We start from the raw sequence: 22277 nt of genomic DNA, 5'->3' as shown, positions 1-22277 counted from the left end.
GGCCGTCAGGCCCGCTGTGCGTCGGCCAGCGCCGGGTCGGCCTCGATCAGCCGCTCGGCGGGGAACACGCAGCGGAACAGCGCGCCCTCGCCGGGATTGGAGTCGATCTCCAGGCGTGCGTCATGGCGCAGCAATACGTGCTTGACGATCGCCAGGCCCAGGCCGGTACCGCCGGTGGCGGCGCTGCGGCCCTTGTCGACGCGGTAGAAGCGTTCGGTGAGCCGCGGGATGTGCACCGGATCGATACCCTCGCCGTCGTCCTCGACCTCCAGCGCGGCGCCCTCCTGCCAGGCGCGCCATCGCAGGGTGATGGTGCTGTCTTCGGGGGTGTAACGCACGGCGTTGAACGCCAGGTTGGAGACGGCGCTGCGCAGTTCCTGCTCGACCCCCGAGAGCCGGCGCGGATCCTCGATCTCGACATGGACGCTGTGGCGTCCCTCCGAGAGCGCGACGGTATCCCGGCGCACGCTCTCCAGCAGGTCGTCGATCGCCACCGGGGTGGAGCGCTCGGTCTGGTGATCGGTCTCGAGCCGCGAGAGCAGCAACAGGTCGTTGACCAGATTCTGCATGCGCGTGGTCTGTTCCTGCATCTGAGAGAGCCCGCGCCGCCACCGCGGCGGTAGTTGATCGGCGTACTCGGTGTAGGTCTCGAGATAGCCGGCGAGCACGGTCAGCGGCGTGCGCAGCTCATGGGAGACGTTGGCGACGAAGTCGCGGCGCATCTGCTCCAGGCGGTGCAGGCGGGTGATGTCGCGGGCCATCACCAGGCGTTCGTCGTCGCCGTAGAGGGTGATCTGGAACTGCAGGACCAGGTCGTCGCGGATCGGCGAGGGCAGGGTCAGCGGCTCGCGATAGTCGCGGGCGTAGAAGTAGTCGACGAAGCGCGGGTCGCGCAGCAGATTGGTGATGTGCTGACCGCGGTCGTGGCGGGTCTGGAAACCGAGCATCCGCTCGGCGGCGGTATTCCACCACTCCAGGTCGCCGCGGCTGTCGAGCATCACCACGCTGTCGCGCATCGCCTCGGAGGACTCCTGGACGCGGCGGATCACGTCGCGCAGCCGTTCCTGGGTCATCCGCTGGGTCTTCTGGTACTTGTAGAGTCGGTCGAACAGGTCGCCCCACACGCCGCTGCCCACCGGCGGCTCGCGGCCGGGGTGATAGGTCAGCCAGACGTAGAGTTCGCGCAGGTGACGCAGGTGGATGAACACGAACAGCCCCAGGCCGCCGGCCAGCCCCCAGCCGGGGGCATCGAGCACCCAGCCCAACGCCCCCAGTCCACCGACCAGATAGGCCAGTCGCCAGAGTTCGTTGGTCCAGTAGTACATCGGCCGGGGTCAGCCTCTTGCCGAGAAGCGGTAGCCGGTGCCGCGCACGGTCTGGATCAGATGCTGGTGGGGTTCGCCCAGCGCCTTGCGCAGGCGGCGGATGTGCACGTCGACGGTGCGCTCCTCGACGTAGACGTTGCCGCCCCACACCTGATCGAGTAGCTGACCGCGGGTATAGGCGCGCTCCTGGTGGGTCATGAAGAACTGCAGCAGACGGTACTCGGTGGGGCCGATCTCCAGTGCCTGGCCGTGGGACGACACCCGATGGCTGGCCGGATCGAGCATCAGCCCCTCGACCTCGACGGCATCCTCGATGCCACGCGGCGTGGTCCGGCGCAGCACGGCCTTGAGCCGGGCCACCAGCTCGCGCGGCGAGAACGGCTTGGTGATGTAATCGTCGGCACCGGCCTCGAGACCGAGGATCTTGTTGTCCTCCTCGCTCTTGGCGGTGAGCAGGATGATCGGCAGCTCGGCGGTGGTCTCCTCGCGCTTGAGGCGACGCGCCAGTTCGATGCCGCTGGTGCCGGGCATCATCCAGTCGAGCAGCAGCAGGTCGGGCTGGTCGTCGACGATCAGGGCGTGGGCGTCCTGGGCGTTGTCGGCCTCCAGTACCCGGTAGTCGGCCATCTCCAGCGCCACGGCGATCATCTCGCGAATGGAGGGCTCGTCGTCGACGATGAGCACGGTCTTGGATGTCATTCCCCTGGCCTCGTGCGGTGGCGGATCTCGTCCTCCATTGGCGAGCATCCGGCAGTGACAGGACGATGACGATTACAACGCGCTAATGTGACAAGCTTGTGACAAACGTGCCGCGGGCGCAATGCTGGCCTTTCACAACCGGTAGGCGGCGTGGGCTTCTCCGGCGGCAGGGCGTCGCGAGGGCGCTGTAAACCCCTCCCTGGGCGCTACCTTTGCCGTCCATGGCAAAGGACCCTCGCTTTGCCCTGCCCCCGGCGCCCACCATCAGAGGGTTTGGAAATGAACTCTTACACCACCGGCCACAGCGCCAGGCCGATCCCCGCGAACAGCACCAGCCCCGCCCAGTGATTGTTGAGAAACGCCCGGAAACAGCGCTCCCGCGAGCGGTCGCGGATCAGCCACTGCTGGTAGACGAAGATCGCCGCCATCGCCGCCAGGCCGACCCAGAAGTAGCCGTTCAGCGCCTGGTGCGCGCCGACCACCGCCAGCAGCGTCAGCGTGACGAGCTGCAGCAGGCCGATCATCAGCTTGTCGTAGGCGCCGAACAGCACCGCGGTGGACTTGATGCCGATCGTCAGGTCGTCGTCGCGGTCGACCATGGCGTATTCGGTGTCGTAGGCCACCGTCCAGGCCACGTTGGCGAAGAACAGCAGCCAGGCGTCCACCGGCACCTGCTGCTGGACGGCGCCGAAGGCCATGGGGATCGCCCACGAGAAGGCCGCGCCGAGCACCGCCTGCGGCCAGTGGGTGTAGCGCTTCATGAACGGGTAGACGAAGGCCAGCGCCACGCCGCCCACCGAGAGCATCACCGTGAAGGCGTTGGTGAAGCAGACCAGCACGAAGGCCGCGGCCACCAGCGCGACGAACAGTGCCCGGGCCTCGCCTTCGCCGATGCGACCGGTGGCCAGCGGGCGGTCGCGGGTGCGCTTGACGTGCCCGTCGAAGTGACGGTCGGCGTAATCGTTGATCACGCAGCCGGCGGCGCGCATCAGGTAGACCCCGGCGACGAAGATCAGCAGCGTCGCGCGCTCGGGGAGGCCCTCGGCGGCGATCCACAGCGCCCACAGCGTGGGCCACATCAACAGCCAGGTGCCGATCGGCCGATCGAGCCGGGTCAAATGCAGGAAGGCGGGCAGGCGCGCGGGATGAAAACGCGCCGCCCCCGTGGGACGCGGGCTGTCTGACATGGTGATCTCCGGTGGCAAACGTCGCCCAGTCTAGCGTCTGGGTAGCGCCAGTTCATCCGCCATGCGCGCTAGGAAGAACTCTTGGACCAGTACCTCGAAGCGGCCGTGACGAAACCGCGAGCGGCGCCCCCAGGGGCCGGTGGCGGGATGGAAGGGCGGTGCGCTGCGGGTGATCTCGATCGGCCCGCGCTCGAGACCCGGCTGGCGGAACAGCCAGCTGCCCAGCGAGCGCTCGCCGAGCTGGCCGAGACGCTGGCCGCCCAGGCGCTCCAGCGGGGCCACCGAGCGGGCCACGACCCAGGGTGTGTCGCCGTTGCACAGCGCGACTTCGCGGCACCATACGTAGCGCGTTGCGGGGATGCCCAGTGCGACGGCCTCGTCGCGGCGCGGGCAGGTGAGCCGCTGGGCGAGCAGGCGTACCGCGAAGCCCTGTGGCGCCGCGGCGATCAGCCGCCGGGTCAGCGAGTCGCGCGAGGCCAGCCAGCGCCACCAGGCGGCGCTCATCGCCGGTCGCCAGGCCGCGGCGGGGCGCCAGTGGGGGACGTTCGCCGGGAGGGATGTCGCCTCGGGCACGGCGGCCTCCGGGTCGGAAATGGGACGCGATAGTGTACCATGGCGGCATTCATCGCCCGTCACCCTCGAATCATCATGCCAGGGAACCGCATGAGCTCACCTCTGATCCTGCTCGGCAGCGGCATGGCCGGTCTCGGCCTGGCGCGTGCCCTGCGTCGCCACCAGCCGCAACGGCCGATCACCCTGATCACCGCCGACAGTGGCGACGACTATTCCAAGCCCCTGCTGTCCACCGGCTTCGCCAAGGGGCTGGCCCCCGACGCCCTGGCCAGCCGCTCGGCGCTGGCGCTCGCCGACGAACTGAACCTGGTGGTGCGTACCCATACCCGGGTCGATGCCGTCGACCCGGGGGCGCGCGAGCTGCACCTCGGCACCGAGAGGCTGGCCTTCGACGAGCTGGTGCTCGCCACCGGCGCCGCGCCACAACCGCCCTTCGCCATCGACGCGGCGCTCGCCGGACGGGTCTTCACCATCAACGATCTCGACGACTACCGCGCCTTTCACGCCGCGCTGGAGGCCGTCGGTCGGCCGGCCCGGGTCGCGATCGTCGGTGCCGGGCTGGTGGGCTGTGAATATGCCAACGACCTGGCCGCCGGCGGCCACGCGGTGGCGATGATTGCCCCCGAGCGAGCGCCACTGGCGCGCCTGCTCCCCGAGCCGCTGGGCCACGCGCTGGCCGGCGAGCTCGCCGGCGCCGGTATCGCGCTGCACTTGGGGCGCAGCGTGACGGCCCCGTCGCTCGACGGTGGCGACGTGTGCCTGCCCCTGGACGACGGCCATGCGCTGGATGCCGACCTGGTGCTGGTGGCCACCGGCCTCGCACCGCGCACGACGCTCGCCGAGCGGGCGGGCATCACCAGCAGTGCGGCGGGCATTCATACCGACCGCTACCTGCGCACCTCGGCGCCGGGGATCTACGCGCTGGGCGACGTGGCCTGCGTGGACGGCGTCAATGCCATGTATGTCCAGCCGCTGCAGGCGAGCGCCAAGGCGCTGGCGGCGACGCTCGCCGGTACGCCCACCGCGGTGAATTACGGACCCTGGCCGGTGATCGTCAAGACCCCCTGTTGCCCGGTGGTCGCCCTGCCCCCGCGGGAAGTTCCCCACCGCTGGCGGATCGAGGGCGAGGACGTCGACCTCAGTGCCCTGGCGGAAGACGAGAACGGACGTTTGTTGGGCTTTGCGTTGACTGGACGCTGCGTGCGGCGGAAAGTCGAACTGGCGCGGGCCGCGCCGCCGTTGCTAATCTAGTTGCGTCATACCCCGCAGACCTGCGGGTTCGCGTCGACCTAAGTCACGAACAACAAGACCCACGGTAGTCGAGGCTGCCGTCTTCACTGCCACATTTCAGGAGGGCTATATGCGCAAGCCAGAACTCGCGGCGGCGATTGCCGAGCGTGCCGATCTTTCCAAGGACAAGGCCAGTCAGGTGCTCAACGTGATTCTCGACGAGATCACCGGCAGCGTGGCCAAGGGGCAGGACGTTTCACTGATCGGCTTCGGCTCCTTCACCGTGCGCGAGCGGGCGGCCCGTACCGGCAAGAACCCGCAGACCGGCGAGTCGCTGACCATCCCGGCCAGCAAGACCGTTGCCTTCAAGGCCGGCAAGGCTCTCAAGGACGCCGTCTCCAAGTAAGACCGCCGCGGGAGAGAGCCCGGTACCGTCAGCGTGTTCGGGCCCTCCCGCCAGCCGTCGCCCAGGCGACGGCTCTCCCTTCCTCCTCTGACGTCATGGATGCGCCATGAAGCTTCGACTGATGCTGTGGCTGCTCGGCTGGATGCTCAAGCGTGCGCGGCGGCGCCGGACGGCGTTTCGCGACGCCCTGCGCGAACGCGGTCGGCTGGACTGGGGCATCGCCACCGAGGATCTGTCCATCGCCCGACACTACCGGATGAACGCCGAGCGGGTCGCCAGCGCCCCGGGCCTGCCGGTGGATCTCGACCTGGAACTGCGCTTTCGCGACGCCGAGGCCGCCCTGGCGGTCCTGAAGAAGCCCTCCCAGCGGGCCTTCCGCGAGGGCCTGATCGACGGGCGCTTGCGGCTGGTCGGCGATTCCCGGGATCTCAATCGCCTCCAGGCACTGCTCAAGCACCTCTGACCAATCGCCTGGCGGCCGCGCGCCCGAGCCGCAGGAACCGGCTCGGGCCGACGTCCGAGACCGCACGGCTCAGGTGTGACTGTGTACCCTTGCGTCCCCGCCCAGCGTGTCCGCCCCGGGTAAAGCGCTCGCTGTTGCCGCCGATAAGCCACAAGACGTTATACTAAAGTTTAAGAGCATCAGCGCCGCGCCAGGTGTCTGCCACCGCCCCGGCAGGCAAGCGTGCCCCACGGTCACGACCCGGAGATACCGAGATTCCCGATTCGCTCGCCCAATCCCTGCGTCGCCTGTGGACGCTCGACAAGTTCGCCTACAGCCTGCGCGTGTTCCTCGCCCTCGGCGGCGCCATCGCCCTCGGCTGGCATCTGGACCGGATCGCGCTGACGATACCCTTGTTCCTCGGCATCATCGCCAGCGCCCTGGCCGAGACCGACGACAACTGGGAGGGGCGGGTCCGGGCGCTGCTGGTCACGCTGGTGTGTTTCGCCGTCGCCTCGCTCTCGGTGGAGCTGCTGTTTCCCTGGCCATGGTTGTTCGCGCCCGGCCTGGCGTTGTCCGCCTTCGTCTTCATCATGCTGGGCGCCGTGGGACCGCGTTACGCGACCATCGCCTCGGCGACGCTGATCCTGTCGGTCTACTCGATGATCAGCATCGAGCAGCACGGCGGGACCAGCGAGAATGTCTGGCGTCAGCCGCTGCTGCTGGTCGGCGGGGCGGCCTGGTACGGGCTGATCTCGGTGATCTGGTGCGCGCTGTTCTCGCGCCAGCCGCTCAAGCAGAGCATGGCTCAGCTCTATCGCGAGCTGGGCGAGTACCTGATCATCAAGGCGACCCTGTTCGAGCCATTGCGCGGGCTCGACGTCGAGGAGCGCCGGGTGGCGCTGGCGCGCCAGAACGGCCGCGTCGTTACCGCCCTCAACCAGGCCAAGGAGATGATCTTCCGGCGCCTGGAAGGCCAGCGCGGCAGCCGCAAGCTCAATCGCTACCTGCGGCTCTATTTCATCGCCCAGGACATCCACGAACGGGTCAGCGCCTCGCACTACCCCTATTCGGCGCTGGCCGAGGCCTTCTTCCACCACGACGTGCTGTTCCGCTGCCAGCGCCTGCTCGACCAGCAGGGCCGCGCCTGCAAGCGGCTGGCCCGGGCCCTGCTGCTGCGCCAGCCCTTCGATCACGACCAGAGCGAACAGGCCCTGGAGGATCTGCACGCCTCGATCGTCTACCTGCGCGCGCAGCGCAACCCGGACTGGACGCTGCTGCTGCGCTCGCTGCAGGCCCTGGCGCGCAACCTGACGACGCTGGAGAATCAGCTTTCCAGCGCCCAGAACCCGGACGCGGCGGTCGACGAGCAGGACGCCAGCCTGTTCGATCGCTCGCCGCGCAGCATCACGGACGCCTGGGAGCGCGTGCGCCTGCAGCTGACGCCGGGCTCGCCGACCTTCCGCCACGCCCTGCGCCTGCCCATCGCGTTGCTGGCGGGCTACGCCGTGCTGCACCTGGTGCACCCTACCCAGGGCTACTGGATCCTGCTGACCACGCTGTTCGTGTGTCGGCCCAACTTCGGCGCCACACGACGCTTCCTGCGCCAGCGGATCCAGGGCACGGTGCTGGGGCTGGTGGTCGGCTGGGCGCTGATCAGCCTGTTTCCCGACCCGCTGGTGCAGTCGTTGATCGCGGTCATCGCCGGCGTGGTGTTCTTCGCCAACCGCGAACGCCACTACATCGTCGCCACCGCGGCCATCACCACGCTGGTGCTGGCGAGCTTCAACCAGGTCGGCGATGGCTTCGACCTGATCCTGCCTCGCCTGTTCGATACCCTGGTCGGCGCCCTGATCGCCGGGCTGGCGGTGTTCTTCATCCTGCCGGACTGGCAGGGGCGCCGGCTGCACAAGGTCGCGTCGAGGGCGCTCGCCGACAGCACCGCCTACCTGCGCGAGATCATCCACCAGTACGAGAGCGGCAAGCAGGACGATCTCGCCTACCGGCTGGCGCGACGCAACGCCCACAATGCCGACGCCGCGCTCTCCACGGTGCTGGGCAACATGCTTCAGGAACCCGGGCACTACCGCAAGAAGGACGCCGACGAGGGCTTTCGCTTTCTGGTCGTCTCGCACACCCTGCTGGGATATCTCTCCGCGCTGGGGGCTCACCGGGGCACCCTGGTGGCCAGTGCGGACGACGCTGAGCTCTACGCCGCCGCGCGGCGGCTCGCCGACGACCTCGATGCCATCGCCGCCCGCCTGCAGGCCCGCGAGCCCATCGCCGACCCGCGTGACGAGCAGGACGCCCTGGTCGCCATCTTCGAGCGCGAGCCCGTCGCTGCCCGGGACGACGCCGACGACGAACGCCGCGTGGTCCAGACCCAGCTGCTGCATCTCAGCCGGCAACTGGTGCCGCTGAGCGAAGCCGCCGCGCGGCTGGTGGCCCGGCCGGTCGAAGCCGACGACGAGACGCCGGCCGCCGAGGCGGTCTGACGGGGCCGGACCGTCCTTTTCAGACAGGCCTAGCGGAAGTCGGTGATCACCGTGGCCCCCACACCCTGGAACGAATCCATCGCCATCAGCGCCGCCGGCGCTTCGGCCAGGCCAATACGCCGGCCGACCAGCCGCGCCGGGTCGAGCCGGCCGTGGCGCACCATGTCGAGCATGGCGCCGTAGCGGTGCGCCTGCATGCCGTGGCTGCCCAGAATCTCCAGCTCCTCGGCGATCACCCGGTGCATGGGCAGCGGCGGCGACTGCTGGTCCCCCGCCATCAGCCCCACCTGCACGTGCTTGCCTCGGGTGCGCAGACTCAGGATCGAGTTCTGGCAGGTGAGCCGGCTGCCCAGCGCGTCCAGCGAGACATGGGCGCCACCCTGGCTCAGCTCGCGGACCGCCGCGACGACATCCGCACACTGCGTGGCATTCAGCGTCGCCGTGGCGCCGAGTTCCCGCGCCAGGCGCAGCTTGGCGTCGTCGATATCCACCGCCACCACCTGAGCGCCCAGGGCGCTGGCGATCATGATCGCCGACAGCCCGACCCCGCCGCAGCCATAGACGCAGACCCACTGCCCGCCGCTGACCCGGCCCTGATCGACCACCGCGCGGAAGGCGGTGGCGAAACGGCAGCCGAGGCCCGCGGCGGTGGCGAAGTCCATGCTCTCGGGCAGCGCGACCAGGTTGAGATCGGCATGCTGCAGGCTGGTGTACTCGGCGTAGGAGCCCCACTGGGTGAAACCGGGCTGCACCTGGTGGTGGCATACCTGCTGGTGGCCGCTGCGGCACTCGTGGCAGGCGCCGCAGCCGCTGACGAAGGGCACGGTGACCCGCGCGCCCGGCTGCCAGCGAGTGACCTCCTTGCCCACCGCGACGATGGTGCCGGCCAGCTCGTGCCCGGGCACGTGGGGCAGCACGATGTCGCTGTCGTGCCCCATCCAGGCGTGCCAGTCGCTGCGGCACAGCCCCGATGCCTCTACCCGCACCACCACGCCGTGGGGGGCAGGAGAGGGATCGGGAACGGTCTGGATACTGGGAGGTGTCTGGAAGCTTTCGAAGACCACGGCTTTCATGGCGATGACTCGTACGCTGGAGGGTTTAGTGGAAGTGCCGTACCGGCGACGACGACTTCCTGCTGATCATCGTGGCCAAGGACCTAGACGATTACAGCCAGTTCGTGGAGCGCGAGCTGCGACGGCTGCCAGGGGTGACCAATATCCGCTCCAGCCTGTCGCTGCGCGAGGTGAAGTCGACCAACCGGCTGCCGCTGGATTGAGACAGACGCCCGTGCTGCTTCCCGTCGATCAAAACCCGATCAAGAAAACTTGCTATGGATGGTGTCTTTAAGTCTTTGTTTTATATGAATTTTAAAAGGGGTTGAAAGGGCCGGTATCGCCCAGAATGAAAACTCGATCAAGAAATCACGCCCAGCCCGGGACGTACCCGGCGCGTGGGTGATCGGGGTCGGCAACCTTGATCAGTCCTGCTGCCTGCGTCTTCCTGATCACGGCCGAGGCCTGCGATGCGTTTCTGGGATCGATGCCGAAACGTTGGCAAAGCGTGGCGTTTTTCATCCGCTCCCCGCCACTCAAGAACTTCAGCACGGCGTGCTGATAACAGGCTCGAACGCGTTCGTCAGGCGTCATGTCAGCGAATTTCCGCGGCCCATAGAGCACTACCTGCGTGGCGTCGCCCTCTTCTCGAAACAGCGGGGGCGGTAACTGGTACAGCTCGACCTCGGCAACGACCTTGTCCAGGCCGCTGCCCTGTTCTTCACAGAATCTCATCCGTCGCATGAGAGAAGCCAGCGTTTCATTGCGAGAGCGCGGCGGCAGATCGATCATGCGTTCTGCCTGGATCAATGGCCGCCCCGGGTTGGTGATTTCCATCCGGTCACGGAATATCTCGATCTGCGGGCCTGCTCCAGTAATCGTCATGTCCTGGTGAATCAGCGCATTCGCCACCAACTCACGAACGGCCAGTTCAGGAAACAGTGGTCGAGATTCGCGGCGTGCTCGGCCGATGTGTTCGTTATGCGGTACGACATCGTTGATATAGTCGACCAGCCCCTCGAAGCCACAGGCGTAACCCTTCTTGCCATCCAGGCGGTGGGTGACTGTCGCGGCGCGGTTGTGGCCATCGTAGACGACCAGGCGCACCGCCTTGCGCGATAGCGACGCCTCGAAGTCCTCGAGGCGCACGGCAAAAAGCATCGCACCCAGGTGGGTGATGTTCCATCGCTCGCCGACATCGCGTTCGATGAGCCGATCCGCGGACAGGCGTTCGAAGATCCCCGCCCGGTTGTCCGGCAGGGGCTGACGCGTGTAGCGAAAATATTGGGCATAGTCGATCAGTGCCAGTACGTCGTCGCCCGTCTGGTAAGACAGTGCCACGCCGTATTCCCAGACATAAGGACGGAGAGACTCGATGAGCTGCTTATAGCGCTCGGGATAGTCGGCTAGCTTGGGTGTCGTGCTACCGACGCGGATATAGGCAATATTCTTGAAGGCGATCGGCGCTGTCGTAGCGGCGGGGATCTCGAGCATGACCACTCGGCCTTCCGGATGATCGATCACGCGAAAGGTGAAAGCGATACTGGGCTGCAGCTGATTGGCGAGCCAGAGCTGCAACTCCTGCCCCTTGACGCGCTGGCCGTCGGGCTGGAAACGGGTGCCCACCACGGCATGCGTGGCATCGTCGATACCCCAGAGCATATAGCCGCAATCTTGCCCCTCGACGCGCGCCGCGTTGGCGAGGGCGGAACAGCGCTTGCCGATTACGTCCGGATCGATGTTGTCCTGCTTGAACTCCAGCCAAGGCAATTCTGCGGGGTGGCTGCGTAATTCATCGACCAGATCGATATCCCGAGCACGATTCACGGGCTGCATACCTTGCCTCCGTTGTTCGTGTCATTGGCGGTGGGTCTCAAGGACATACCGATGACGACATCGGCGGGCAATGTGTCCGCAAATGATTGGTCACTCAGTGGCGGGCTGACACTGTGCTCAATGATGTCGCATTGCTCGGTCGCGCTCATGCGTGCTCCTGTGGATCGGTCAGCGGGAGGCTTGTAGACGGGTGATGGCGTATCGAGGCAAATGCCTCACACCTGCCCATAGCGTCCCGCCTCGTCGCCCAGCCAGCGCCGGATCAAGGGCTCGCTGGCATCCGGGGCTTCCTCGAGCAGCGCCCGGGCCAGCGGGCTGACCCGTTCGAGCAGGTCGCGGTCGCGCTCCAGGTCGGCGATCTTCATCTGCGCCAGGCCGGTCTGGCGGGTGCCCAGCACCTCGCCGGGACCGCGCAGTTCGAGATCCTTCTCGGCGATGCGGAAGCCGTCGGTGCTCTCGCGCATCACCGCCAGGCGCTCCCGGGAGTGGGCCGACAGCGGCGGATGATAGAGCAGCACGCAGAAGCTCTCGGTGCTCCCACGTCCGACCCGCCCGCGCAGCTGGTGAAGCTGCGACAGCCCCAGCCGCTCGGGGTTCTCGATGATCATCAGGCTGGCATTGGGCACGTCGACGCCCACCTCGATCACCGTGGTGGCGACCAGCAGGTCGAGTTCGCCGCTCTTGAAAGCCGCCATCACCGCCGCCTTCTCGGCGGCCTTCATGCGCCCGTGGACCAGTCCCACGGCGAGTTCCGGCAGAGCCTCGGTCAGGGCGTCGCGGGTCGCCTCGGCGGCCTGGCACTGCAGGGCCTCGGACTCCTCGATCAGCGTGCAGACCCAATAGGCCTGGCGCCCCTCGGCGCAGGCGTTGCGGATCCTCGCCACCACCTCGGGACGGCGCTCGTCGGGGACCGCCACGGTCTGCACCGGGGTGCGTCCCGGCGGCAGCTCGTCGATCACCGACAGGTCGAGATCGGCGTAGGCGCTCATCGCCAGGGTGCGCGGGATCGGCGTGGCGGTCATGATCAACTGGTGCGGGGTCAGCCCGCCGGCCTCGCCCTTCTGGCGCAGCGCCAGACGCTGGTGGACGCCGAAGCGATGCTGCTCGTCGACGATCGCCAGGCCCAGGCGCTGGAAGTGGACGTCCTCCTGGAACAGCGCATGGGTGCCCACCACCACCTGGGCGCGGCCGTCGGCGATCGCCGCCTTGGTATCGAGGCGCGCCTTGCCCTTGAGCTTGCCGGCGAGCCAGGCGACCTCGATGCCCAGCGGCGCGAACCACTCGCGGAAGTTGCGGAAATGCTGCTCGGCGAGAATCTCGGTGGGCGCCATCACCGCCGCCTGGCAGCCACCGGCGATGGCGGCCAGCGCGGCCATCGCCGCGACCACCGTCTTGCCCGAGCCGACGTCGCCCTGAACCAGCCGCAGCATCGGGCACTCGGTCTCCAGGTCGCGGGCGATCTCGTCGAGCACACGTTGCTGGGCGCCGGTCAGCGAGAACGGCAACTGGGCGACGAAACGCGCCTGCAGGCCGCGGCCCGAGGGCAGCGCGGGAGCGCCGTCGGCCTGGATGCGCAGGCGCACCTGGCGCAGGCTCAACTGGTGGGCGAGCAGCTCCTCGAGGGCCAGGCGCCGCTGGGTGGGATGACGGCCCTCGGCGAGGCGCTCGAGATCGGCGTCCGGCGGCGGCTCGTGCAGGTAGCGCAGGCACTCGTGGAGCCCGGGCAGGCGGAAGCGCTCGCGCAGCGGCTCGGGGATGCCGTCGGGCAGCGACTCGGGGGCCTCGGCGAGCCGCTTGAGCGCCTGGCCGATCAGCCCGCGCAGGCGCGGTTGGGTGAGCCCCTCGGTGGTGGGGTAGATCGGCGTCAGGTGATCCTCGACCGGTGCCTCGCCGGTGCCGATCAACCGGTACTCGGGGTGGTAGATCTCGAGCCCGGTGGCGCCGGCCCGCGCCTCGCCGAAACAGCGCACGTGGGTGCCGCGCTGGAACTGTTGCTGCTGGGCCGGCGAAAAGTGGAAGAAACGCAGACTGATGATCCCCGAGTCGTCCTTGAGCCGCACCAGCAGGCTGCGCCGGCGCCCCTTGACCACGTCGGCGGCCGACACCTCGCCCTCGACGACGCCCTCCATGCCGGCGCGCAGGGTGCCGATCGGGGTGATCCGGGTGCGGTCCTGATAGCGCAGCGGCAGGTGAAACAGCAGGTCGGCGATCGTCTGGACGCGCAGCCGGGCCAGCTTGGCGGCGAGCGCCTCGCCGACGCCGGTCAGTTCGGTGACCGGTTGCGCCAGATCATTCATGCCGGAACGGGGTCGGCCTGCTGCTGGCGGCAGCGTTCGATGGCCTCGATCAGGGCGTCGATCGCCTTGGGCCGCGGGAAGCTGGCGCGCCAGGCGATCGCCACGGTGCGGCTGGGTGCCTCGGGGGCGAACGGCCGGCTCTCCAGCAGCCCCGATTCGTAGTGGTTGGTGCCGATCGCCGAACTGGGCAGTACCGTGATGCCCAGCCGGGAGGCGACCATGTGACGAATGGTCTCCAGCGAGCCGCCCTCGGCGGTGAGCGTGTTGGACGGGTTGTTGAGCTGGCTGCCGATCGCCGGGCAGGCCTCGAGGATCTGGTCGCGGAAGCAGTGGCCCTCGCCGAGCAGCAGCAGGCGCTCGCGGGCCAGGTCGTCCTTGTCGATGAATTTCTTCTGCGCCCAGGGGTGGCCGCTGGGCATCAGTACCTCGAAGGGCTCGTCGTAGAGCGCGCGGGTGACCACGTCGGCCTCGGTGAAGGGCAGGGCGACGATGATCGCATCGAGTTCGCCGCTGCGCAGCTTGCGTCGCAGTTCGGCGGTGAAGTTCTCCTCGATGTACAGCGGCATCTGCGGTGCGCTGCGCGACAGCTCGGGAATCAGGTAGGGAAACAGGTAAGGGCCGATGGTGTAGATCGCGCCGATACGGATCGGGCTGCTCAACTGATCCTTGCCTTCGTTGGCCAGCTCGCGGATCAGGCTGGCCTGTTCGAGCACGCGCTGGGCCTGCTCGATCACCTTCTCGCCCAGCGGCGTGACCTGAACCGTCGACTTGGAACGCTCGAACAGCGCCACCCCGAGCTCCTCCTCGAGCTTCTTCACGGCCACGGACAACGTCGGCTGCGAGACGAAGCAGCGCTCGGCGGCCCGGCCGAAATGGCGCTCCTGCGCCAAGGTTACGATATAGCGAAGTTCTGTTAGAGTCATGGTGTGGCCCGCAATGGGCTGTCCTGTTGCAACAATGGATGCTTTCGTTTTTACCAAGGAGCCAGGTAAAGGTGAAGAATACCAGTCTGATTCTCGGCTGTGGCGACATCGGAACGACGCTCGGCCGCTTGCTCGTCGATGCCGGCCATCGCGTGGTCGGCGTTCGGCGCCGTCCGCAGGCGCTCGAGGGGACCGGCATCGAGCCGCTGGCTCTCGACCTCACCGACGAGGCCGCGCTGGCGTCGCTGCCCGACGCCGACATCGTGGTCTACGTGGCCAGCGCCGATCATTTCGACGAGAGCGCCTACCGGGCCGCCTATCCCGACGGGCTGAAGGCGGTACTCGGCGAACTCGAGCGGCGCGACAAGGCGCCGAAGCGGGTGTTCTTCGTCTCCTCGACCAGCGTCTATGCCCAGCAGGACGGCGAACAGGTCGACGAGACCTCGCCGACCGAGCCGCGCGGTTTCTCCGGGCAACTGATGCTGACCGCCGAACGCGCGCTGACCGAGCACGCCCTGCCGGGCACCGTGGTGCGCTTCTCGGGGATCTACGGCCCCGGCCGCGACCGCTTGATCCAGCAGGTTCGCGAGGGTCGCATGGCCGCTGCCGTGCCGCCGATGTATACCAATCGCATCCATCGCGACGACTGTGCCGGGGTGCTCGCCCACCTGATCGGCCGGGCCCTGGACGACCAGCCGCTCGAGCCGCTGTATCTGGCCAGCGACTGCGAACCGGTGCCGCTGCACGACGTGACCGCCTGGCTGGCCCAGCGCCTCGGCATCGAGAGCAGCGAGACCATGCAATCGCCGCTCAAGCGTCGTTCCAGCAAGCGCTGCGACAATACCCGTCTGCGCGAGACCGGCTACCACTTCCGCTACCCGACCTTCCGCGAGGGCTATGCCCAGGTGCTGGCCAGCGCCGACCCGGCCAAGCCCGCCAAGGCCTGATCTCTTCTCGGTCCCTCAGCCAGACGCTGTCTCCGAGACGGCCAGCGTCCGATAGCGGTGCTGGCCGTCTCGCTGGCTTGATGCCACCAGCGCCACCCGTCGATAGTGCCAGTCGAGGGTGACCCCCGGCCAGGCGGCGGGTGGCGGCTTGGCGCGTCGGCGTAGGGTGACGTGGGGGCGAAAGGGCCGGTCGGACGGCAACGGCAGGCCGGCCGCCGCCTCGGCCAGCGCGGCGAGTCGACGGTGCAGCGCCGTCAGCGTCTCGGCGCCGTCGTCGCCGCCCAGCCAGACGATCCCGCCGCCGCGGAAGTGCCCGCCATGGTCGAGCCGCCAGGTACCCGGCGCCATGCATAGCCGGCGCGTGGCCGCCGTCAGCGACTCGGCCTGCGCCGCGCCAGCCTCGCCGATAAACGCCAACGTCAGGTGCAGCTTGTCCGGCGGCGTGGCGCGCCCGCCGCAATGGCGCCGCGCCTCGTGGGCCAGCGTCGCCAGGCGGTCGCGCAACTCGCTGTCCGGCCACAGGGCGAAGAAGAGCCGATAGGGCTGTGTCACGATGTCGACTCCGGTGTCTGGCGCGCATGGGGCGTCAGGCGTGGCCATCCTTCGGCTGCCCGACGTTCTCCCCCTCCAGCGTAGACGCATGGGCGTGCTTCAGCGGCCCGGCCAGCTTGCGCAGCGCGACATAGAACACCGGGGTCAGCAGCAGGCCGAACAGGGTCACCCCGAGCATGCCGGCGAACACCGCGACTCCCAGCGCCTGGCGGACCTCGGCGCCCGCGCCGTGGCCCAGCGCCAGCGGTATCACCGCCGCGGTGAAGGTGATCGAGGTCATGACGATCGGGCGCAGGCGCAGACGGCAGGCTTCCAGCGCCGCGGCCACGGTCTCGCGACCCTCGAGCTCCAGCTCGCGGGCGAACTCGACGATCAGGATCGCGTTCTTGCACGCCAGCCCGATCAGCACCACCAGCCCCACCTGGACGAAGATATTGGTATCGCCGCCCACCAGGCGCACCCCGATCAGCGCCGAGAGCACGCACATCGGCACGATCAGGATCACCGCCAGCGGCAGGGTCCAGCTCTCGTAGAGCGCGGCCAGCACCAGGAACACCAGCATCACCGCCAGCGGGAACACGATCAGCGCGGCGTTGCCCTGGGTCGCCTGCTGATAGCTGAGATCGGTCCACTCGAAGTCGATCCCTGCCGGCAGCACCTGGGCGCCGATCCGGGTCAGCTCGGCCATCGCCTGGGGCGAGGAGAGCACCCGCGGGTCGGCCTCGCCGGCGAGATCGGCGGCGGGGTAGCCGTTGAAGCGCAGCACCGGGTCGGGGCCGAAGGTCTGGTGGACCTTTATCATCGAGCCGATCGGTACCATCTCGCCCTGGGCGTTGCGGGTGCGCAGGCGGGCGATGTCCTCGACGCTGTCGCGGTAGGGGGCATCGGCCTGGGCAATGACCTGCCAGGTGCGGCCGAACTGGTTGAAATCGTTGACGTAGGTCGAGCCCAGATAGGTCTGCAGGGTGTCGAAGAGATCGGCCACCGCCACCCCCTGGGACTTGGCCTTCAAGCGGTCGACGTCGGCATCGAGCTGGGGCACGTTGGCCTGATAGCTGGTGATCGGATAGGACATCCCCGGGGTCTGCATCACCGCGCCCTGGAAGGCGTTGACCGCTTCCTGCAGCGGGCCGTAGCCGAGGCCGCCGCGATCCTCGAGGAACAGCTGATAGCCGGAGCCGTTGCCGAGCCCCAGGATCGGTGGCGGCATGAACGAGAAGGCGATGCCGTCCTTGAGGGCGGCGAGCTTGCCGGCGAGCTCGGCATTGATCTCCGCTGCCGTGCGGGTGCGCTCGGTGAACGGCGTCAGGGTCAGAAACGCCAGGCCGGTGTTGGAGGTGTTGGTGAACTGCAGCGCATTGAGCCCCGGGAACGAGATCGCGTGCTCGACCCCATCGGTGTGCATGGCGATATCCACCACCTGACGCAGCAGGGCGTCGGTGCGCTCGAGGGAGGCGCCCTCGGGCAGCTTGACGCCGGCGATCAGGTACATCTTGTCCTGCACCGGAATGAACCCGGGCGGCACCGTCTTGAACAGATAGCTGGTGGCCCCGAGCAGGATCAGGTAGATCACGAACACCGCGCCGCGGCGTTTCAGGCTGCGCGACACCACGCCCCGGTAGCGCTCGGAGCCGGCGTTGAAGAGCCGGTTGAAGGGCCGGAACAGCCAGCCGAACAGGGCGTCGATCACCCGCGTCAGGCGATCCTTGGGCGCATCGTGGGGCCTGAGCAGCATCGCCGCCAGGGCCGGCGACAGCGTCAGCGAGTTGATCGTCGAGATGACCGTGGAGATGGCGATGGTCACCGCGAACTGGCGATAGAACTGGCCGGTCACCCCGGAGAGAAAGGCCATCGGCACGAACACCGCGCACAGCACCAGGCCGATGGCCACGATTGGCCCCGAGACCTCGCGCATTGCCTGATGCGCCGCGGCGCGTGGCGCCAGCCCCTGCTCGATGTTGCGCTCCACGTTCTCCACCACCACGATGGCGTCGTCGACGACGATACCGATCGCCAGCACCAGCCCGCAGCGGGATCAGCGACGCGCGCCAGGTCTGCAGGAACAGCGTCACCACCAGCACCACCAGCAGCACCGCTTCCAGCAGGGTCTGGATCACCGAGTGGATCGAATCGGTGACGAACAGCGTGGTGTCGTAGACGCTGCGATACTCGAGCCCGGCGGGGAACTGGGTCGCCAGCTCGTCCATGGTATGGATCACCTGATCGCGAATCTCCAGCGCGTTGGCCCCGGGCGACTGGAAGATGCCGATCGCCACCGCGTCCTTGCCATCCAGACGGGCGCGCAGGGTGTAGTCGCCGGCGCCGAGCTGCAGCCGGGCGACATCCTTGAGTCTGAGAATGTCGCCATCGGCGCCGGTCTTGAGCACGATGTCGCCGAACTCCGCCTCGCTGGTCAGGCGCCCCTTGGCGTTGATCAGGGTCAGGAAGTCGCTGTCCGGCATCGGTTCGCCGCCGATCTGCCCGGCGGAGACCTGCACGTTCTGGTCGCGGATCGCCGCCACCACGTCGCCGGCGGTGAGGCCGTGGGCGGCGACCCGGTCCGGGTCGAGCCACACGCGCATGGCGTAGTCGCCGCCGCCGAACAGCTGCGCCTCGCCCACGCCGGGGATGCGCGCCAGCTGGTCGCGCACGTGCAGGCGGGCGTAGTTGCGCAGGTAGAGAGTGTCGTAGCGGTCGTCCGGCGAGACCAGGTGCACCACCATCAGAAAGGTCGGCGACTGCTTCTGGGTGGTCACGCCCTGGCGGCGCACCGCCTCGGGCAAGCGCGCCAGGGCCTGGCTGACCCGGTTCTGCACCCGCACCGTGGCCTGCTCGGCGTCGGTGCCGGGGCGGAAGGTGACGGTCATCTGCAGCACCCCGTCGGAACCGGCGACCGACTTGTAGTACATCATCCCTTCGACACCGGTGATCGCCTCCTCGAGCGGCGCGGCGACGGTGTCGGCGATCTCCTTGGGGTTGGCGCCGGGGTAGACCGTGCGGACCAGCACCGAGGGCGGCACCACCTCCGGATACTCGCCGATCGGCAGGTTGGGGATCGAGATCGCGCCGAGCGCGAACATGACGATCGACAGCACCGCGGCGAAGATCGGGCGGTCGACGAAGAAACGCGAAACATTCATGCCTTGGGGCTCCTGTGCGGCGGATGCGATGCCCGCCGCTTGTCGTCGTTCCCGGGAATGGTTGGCGCAGGCGGCGCGTGGTGAGCGCCGCCGCCTGTCAAGAGCGCGCGGCGAGCGCGCCCTGGGCCGCCGGCTGCGGGTCGGTCGGTCGTGGGTCGACCGGATGCGGTGAGATGGTCATGCCGGGGGCGTAGATCTTCTGGGTGCCGTTGACCACGATGCGGTCTCCCGGGGCGAGACCGTCGCGGATCACCACTCGGTCGCCCACCGCGGCGCCGGTCACCACCGGTTGCGGCGTGACGCTGTTGTCATCGGCCACCCGATAGACGAAGCGCCGATCCTGGTTGGTCAGCACCGCCTGGCGGTCGATCAGCAGCGCCGCGGTGAGCGCGGCGACGGGCATCTCGACGCGGGCGAACTGGCCGGGGCGGATGCGCCCGTCCGGATTGTCGAGCACGGCGCGGTAGGTCAGGGTGCCGGTGGTGGGATCGATACGGTTGTCGACGAAGTCGAGCCGACCGCGATGGGGGAAGCCGCTCTCGCCGGTGAGGCTCACCCGCACCGCCACGGGGTGGTCGGGGTCGACGCTCGCCAGCGTGTTCTCGGCGCCGCTCTCGTTGCTGTCGAAGTAGACATAGAGCGGGTCGACCGAAACCAGCGTGGTCAACAGCGTCTGGTCGGCGCTGGCCAGGTTGCCGCGGGTGACCAGCGCCCGCCCGATGCGCCCGGAGATCGGCGCGGTGACGCGGGTGTACGCGAGGTCGAGTTCGGCGCTGGTGAGCGCGGCGCGGGCCTGCGCTTCGCGCGCGCGGGCGTCCTGGGCCGCTGCCTGGCGCTGGTCGTGCTGCTCCTGGGAGATCATGTGGCGGCCGATCAGCCGGCGCGAGCGGCTGGCTTCGACATCGGCGAGCTGACGCTGGCTACGCGCCTGGGCCAGGGCCGCCTTGGCGGCATCGACGCGCGCCGCATAGGGGCGCGGGTCGATCTGGAACAGCAGGTCGCCGGCCTTGACCAGCTGGCCCTCGGTGAAGGCGATCTCATCGACATAGCCGCTCACCCGCGGGCGTAGTGCCACGGTCTCGGGCGCCTCGATGCGCCCGGTGAAGGTCTCGGTGAGGGTGATCGGCTCGGCCGTGACGGTGGCGACATCGACTTCGGGCGGTGGCGGGGCAGCGGCCTGGGGCTCGCCGTGGGCATCGCAGCCGGCCAGCAGCAGCGCCGCCAGCAACAACGATATCGGCAGCAGGGCCGCCGGCCTCCGGCTGCCGCCGGTGTCCTGAAGGATCCTCGCGTTCATGCTTCGCTCCGCATTTTCGTCAGGGTGGCGTCGGCGACCGTGCGCGCTCCGGGGAGCGCCGTCGTCGAACGAGGGGCGGGAGTCAGGAAGGGAACTGTAGCGGGGGCGCGGCGAACGACGTTATCGGTTTTCTCCCGATTGCTTGCCCGATTCTCCGAGGTCTAGGAAGCGGCCACCGTGCCGATGTCGCCTGTCGAGTCTTGCCTGACGCGATTCTCGGCGAGGATTGTCGAATCCTTCGGCGTGCTTGCCCAATCCTGCAAAGCTCGGCGTTTTGCCGCCAAGTGCCGTGAAATCGGGCTTATACTCCCGGTCACCCTCTGTTGCTTTGCCATCTGCCAGTTCGGGAGAGAATTCGTGACCGCCGCACAGCCCATCTCCAGGCAAGCCGAGCCGTCGTTCGATGAATTGATGAATACTCTCGTGGGTCGAATTCTCGATCACGCCCATGGTGAGGGGTTCATCGCCAGTGCCGTCCCCGGCCTCGAGCTGGTGCGTGCCGATTCGCCCACCGGCTGCATGGGCTCGCGGGTCTACGAGCCGGCGCTGTGTCTGATCGCCCAGGGTGCCAAGACGGTGTGGCTGGGGGATCGCCAGATCGACTATGGCCCGCTCAACTGCATGGTCTCGGCGGTGCCGCTGCCGATTCTCGGCAAGGTGACCGATGCCTCGCCGCAGAAGCCTTACCTGGGCATCAAGCTCACGGTCGACGCTCAGGAGGTCGCCGACCTGATGCTGGCGATGGGCGCGCCGGTGGCGCGGGCGTCGGAGGACGAGTGTCCGGATGGGGTCTGCGGGCTCGGCCTGGCGAGGGCGGATGCGGGAATGCTGGAGGCGATGGCCAGACTGGTCGGATTGCTCGACACGCCGTGGGACATCGCCATCCTGGCGCCGCTGGTACGGCGCGAGATTCTCTACCGGGCGCTGGTCGGCGAGCTGGCGCCCTACATGCGCAAGTTCGCGCTGGCCGACGGCCAGACCCAGCGCATGTCCCGGGTGATTGCGGTACTCAAGGAGCGCTTCATGGAGCCGCTGCGAGTGCGCGATCTCGCCGAGCTGGTCAACATGAGCGAGTCGTCGCTGTTCCACAGCTTCAAGCAGGTGACGCGGATGTCGCCGCTGCAGTTCCAGAAGCGCCTGCGCCTGCACGAGGCGCGTCGGCTGATGCTGGCCGAGGGGATGGAGGCGGCCACGGCCAGTTTCCGGGTCGGCTACAGCAGCCCCTCCCATTTCAGCCGCGAATACAGCCGCATGTTCGGGGTGCCGCCGCGGGCGGACGTGACCCAGCTGCGCGGCGAGCTACCGGAAACCGCGCAGCAGCCGGTCATGTCCAGCCGGACGCTGGCCTGAGGGGCGGCGTCCGGCAGCGAGCGGTTCGGCGGCGCTCAGTCGCCGATGACCATGACGCCTTCCGCCTCGACCTGACTGCCCTTCGGCAGCGCCTTCACGCCCACCGCGGCGCGCGCCGGGTAGGGCGGCTGGAAGAATTCCTCCATCACTTCGTTGACCAGCGCGAAGTTGTCCAGGTCCACCAGGTAGAGGTTGAGCTTGACGATGTCCTGCAGCGAGCCGGCGGCTTCCTCGCAGACGGCGGCGAGGTTGGTGAACACCTGGCGGGCCTGGGCCTTGACGTCGCCGGCGACGATCTCCATGCGCTCGGGGTCGAGCGGGATCTGCCCGGAGAGGTAGACGGTGTTGCCGGCCTTGATGGCCTGGGAGTAGGGACCGATGGCGGCGGGCGCCTTGGCGGTCTGGATGACGGCCTTGTTGCTCATGACGAGACTCCTTCAGTGCGTCGTGCCCGGTCTTTGCCGGGCGGCGTCCGAAAACACGGCGCCCGTCCCGCCAGGCCATGCCTGACGGGACGGGCGCTGGG

19 protein-coding genes and 2 pseudogenes are annotated in these 22277 nt (G+C 68.3%); 7 read left to right on the top strand and 14 right to left on the bottom strand.

Annotated elements, in window-relative coordinates; genetic code table 11:
• Positions 1-5: 5 nt before the first annotated feature.
• The 4 genes from phoR to D0901_RS07655 all read right to left on the bottom strand — a co-directional run bounded on the left by phoR (position 6) and on the right by D0901_RS07655 (position 3715).
• On the bottom strand, positions 6-1325 hold the full coding sequence (phoR, locus tag D0901_RS07670; RefSeq protein ID WP_129139714.1) for a phosphate regulon sensor histidine kinase PhoR: 1320 nt from the start codon (positions 1323-1325) through the stop codon (positions 6-8).
• Between the two features lie 9 nt (positions 1326-1334).
• Positions 1335-2024 (bottom strand): phosphate regulon transcriptional regulator PhoB, encoded by a 690-nt coding sequence (gene phoB / locus D0901_RS07665; RefSeq protein ID WP_129139713.1) that lies wholly within the window; start codon positions 2022-2024, stop codon positions 1335-1337.
• Between the two features lie 287 nt (positions 2025-2311).
• Entirely contained in the window at positions 2312-3211 is a 900-nt protein-coding gene (ubiA, locus tag D0901_RS07660) for a 4-hydroxybenzoate octaprenyltransferase (RefSeq protein WP_129139712.1), read from the bottom strand.
• Between the two features lie 30 nt (positions 3212-3241).
• Positions 3242-3715 carry a chorismate--pyruvate lyase family protein gene (locus tag D0901_RS07655; RefSeq protein WP_129139816.1) on the bottom strand — a complete coding sequence of 158 codons (474 nt, stop codon included), beginning with the start codon at positions 3713-3715 and terminating at the stop codon, positions 3242-3244.
• A gap of 159 nt (positions 3716-3874) precedes the next feature.
• Here D0901_RS07655 and D0901_RS07650 point away from each other — a divergent pair, with 159 nt between their 5' ends.
• The 4 genes from D0901_RS07650 to yccS all read left to right on the top strand — a co-directional run bounded on the left by D0901_RS07650 (position 3875) and on the right by yccS (position 8357).
• Complete coding sequence (locus tag D0901_RS07650) at positions 3875-5035, top strand: FAD-dependent oxidoreductase (RefSeq protein ID WP_129139711.1); 1161 nt, start codon at positions 3875-3877, stop codon at positions 5033-5035.
• Between the two features lie 7 nt (positions 5036-5042).
• On the top strand, positions 5043-5420 hold the full coding sequence (locus tag D0901_RS07645) for an HU family DNA-binding protein (protein ID WP_267899211.1): 378 nt from the start codon (positions 5043-5045) through the stop codon (positions 5418-5420).
• A gap of 106 nt (positions 5421-5526) precedes the next feature.
• Positions 5527-5883: a hypothetical protein gene (locus tag D0901_RS07640; protein ID WP_129139710.1), complete on the top strand. Its 357-nt coding sequence runs from the start codon at positions 5527-5529 to the stop codon at positions 5881-5883.
• Between the two features lie 254 nt (positions 5884-6137).
• On the top strand, positions 6138-8357 hold the full coding sequence (yccS, locus tag D0901_RS07635; RefSeq protein ID WP_129139815.1) for a YccS family putative transporter: 2220 nt from the start codon (positions 6138-6140) through the stop codon (positions 8355-8357).
• A gap of 29 nt (positions 8358-8386) precedes the next feature.
• On the opposite strand, the gene D0901_RS07630 is transcribed toward yccS, so the two are convergent.
• A complete protein-coding gene (locus D0901_RS07630) occupies positions 8387-9430 on the bottom strand; it encodes a zinc-dependent alcohol dehydrogenase family protein (RefSeq protein ID WP_129139709.1) in 1044 nt (347 codons plus the stop codon).
• Positions 9431-9483: 53 nt separating this feature from the next.
• On the opposite strand from D0901_RS07630, the pseudogene D0901_RS07625 reads away from it, so the two are divergent.
• A pseudogene (locus D0901_RS07625) lies at positions 9484-9633 on the top strand (Lrp/AsnC ligand binding domain-containing protein); the annotation flags it as partial.
• Between the two features lie 145 nt (positions 9634-9778).
• Here D0901_RS07625 and D0901_RS07620 read toward each other — a convergent pair.
• From D0901_RS07620 to D0901_RS07610, 4 genes are all read right to left on the bottom strand, one after another.
• Positions 9779-11245, bottom strand: coding sequence for an ATP-binding protein (locus tag D0901_RS07620; protein ID WP_203234821.1), 1467 nt, complete (start codon positions 11243-11245; stop codon positions 9779-9781).
• The gene (locus D0901_RS20870; protein ID WP_162500838.1) at positions 11233-11394 is read right to left on the bottom strand and encodes a hypothetical protein; all 162 of its coding nucleotides are present in this window, start codon (positions 11392-11394) and stop codon (positions 11233-11235) included. Before D0901_RS20870 ends, D0901_RS07620 begins: the two co-directional genes overlap by 13 nt.
• Positions 11395-11460: 66 nt before the next feature.
• Complete coding sequence (gene recG, locus D0901_RS07615) at positions 11461-13542, bottom strand: ATP-dependent DNA helicase RecG (RefSeq protein ID WP_129139707.1); 2082 nt, start codon at positions 13540-13542, stop codon at positions 11461-11463.
• A complete protein-coding gene (locus tag D0901_RS07610) occupies positions 13539-14465 on the bottom strand; it encodes a hydrogen peroxide-inducible genes activator (protein WP_129139706.1) in 927 nt (308 codons plus the stop codon). Before D0901_RS07610 ends, recG begins: the two co-directional genes overlap by 4 nt.
• 71 nt (positions 14466-14536) lie before the next feature.
• Here D0901_RS07610 and D0901_RS07605 point away from each other — a divergent pair, with 71 nt between their 5' ends.
• Positions 14537-15412 carry an SDR family oxidoreductase gene (locus tag D0901_RS07605; RefSeq protein WP_129139705.1) on the top strand — a complete coding sequence of 292 codons (876 nt, stop codon included), beginning with the start codon at positions 14537-14539 and terminating at the stop codon, positions 15410-15412.
• Positions 15413-15427: 15 nt separating this feature from the next.
• Here D0901_RS07605 and thpR read toward each other — a convergent pair whose 3' ends face one another.
• The 4 genes and pseudogenes from thpR to D0901_RS07585 form a co-directional block, all read right to left on the bottom strand.
• A complete protein-coding gene (thpR, locus tag D0901_RS07600; protein ID WP_203234820.1) occupies positions 15428-15964 on the bottom strand; it encodes an RNA 2',3'-cyclic phosphodiesterase in 537 nt (178 codons plus the stop codon).
• A 34-nt stretch (positions 15965-15998) separates the two neighbouring features.
• Positions 15999-19104, bottom strand: a pseudogene (locus tag D0901_RS07595) (efflux RND transporter permease subunit).
• Positions 19105-19201: 97 nt separating this feature from the next.
• Positions 19202-20401: an efflux RND transporter periplasmic adaptor subunit gene (locus D0901_RS07590; RefSeq protein ID WP_129139703.1), complete on the bottom strand. Its 1200-nt coding sequence runs from the start codon at positions 20399-20401 to the stop codon at positions 19202-19204.
• Between the two features lie 120 nt (positions 20402-20521).
• The gene (locus D0901_RS07585; protein WP_129139702.1) at positions 20522-20851 is read right to left on the bottom strand and encodes a hypothetical protein; all 330 of its coding nucleotides are present in this window, start codon (positions 20849-20851) and stop codon (positions 20522-20524) included.
• Here D0901_RS07585 and D0901_RS07580 point away from each other — a divergent pair.
• Positions 20825-21751: an AraC family transcriptional regulator gene (locus D0901_RS07580; RefSeq protein WP_233440378.1), complete on the top strand. Its 927-nt coding sequence runs from the start codon at positions 20825-20827 to the stop codon at positions 21749-21751. The two genes, D0901_RS07585 and D0901_RS07580, sit on opposite strands and share 27 nt — an antisense overlap.
• Before the next feature lie 35 nt (positions 21752-21786).
• On the opposite strand, the gene D0901_RS07575 is transcribed toward D0901_RS07580, so the two are convergent.
• Positions 21787-22176 carry a RidA family protein gene (locus D0901_RS07575; RefSeq protein ID WP_129139700.1) on the bottom strand — a complete coding sequence of 130 codons (390 nt, stop codon included), beginning with the start codon at positions 22174-22176 and terminating at the stop codon, positions 21787-21789.
• Positions 22177-22277 lie beyond the last annotated feature (101 nt).

This window comes from Modicisalibacter coralii (assembly GCF_004117855.1).
In the GTDB taxonomy this organism is placed as follows: Bacteria; Pseudomonadota; Gammaproteobacteria; order Pseudomonadales; family Halomonadaceae; genus Modicisalibacter; species Modicisalibacter coralii.
This window is presented reverse-complemented; position numbering and strand designations above follow the sequence as displayed.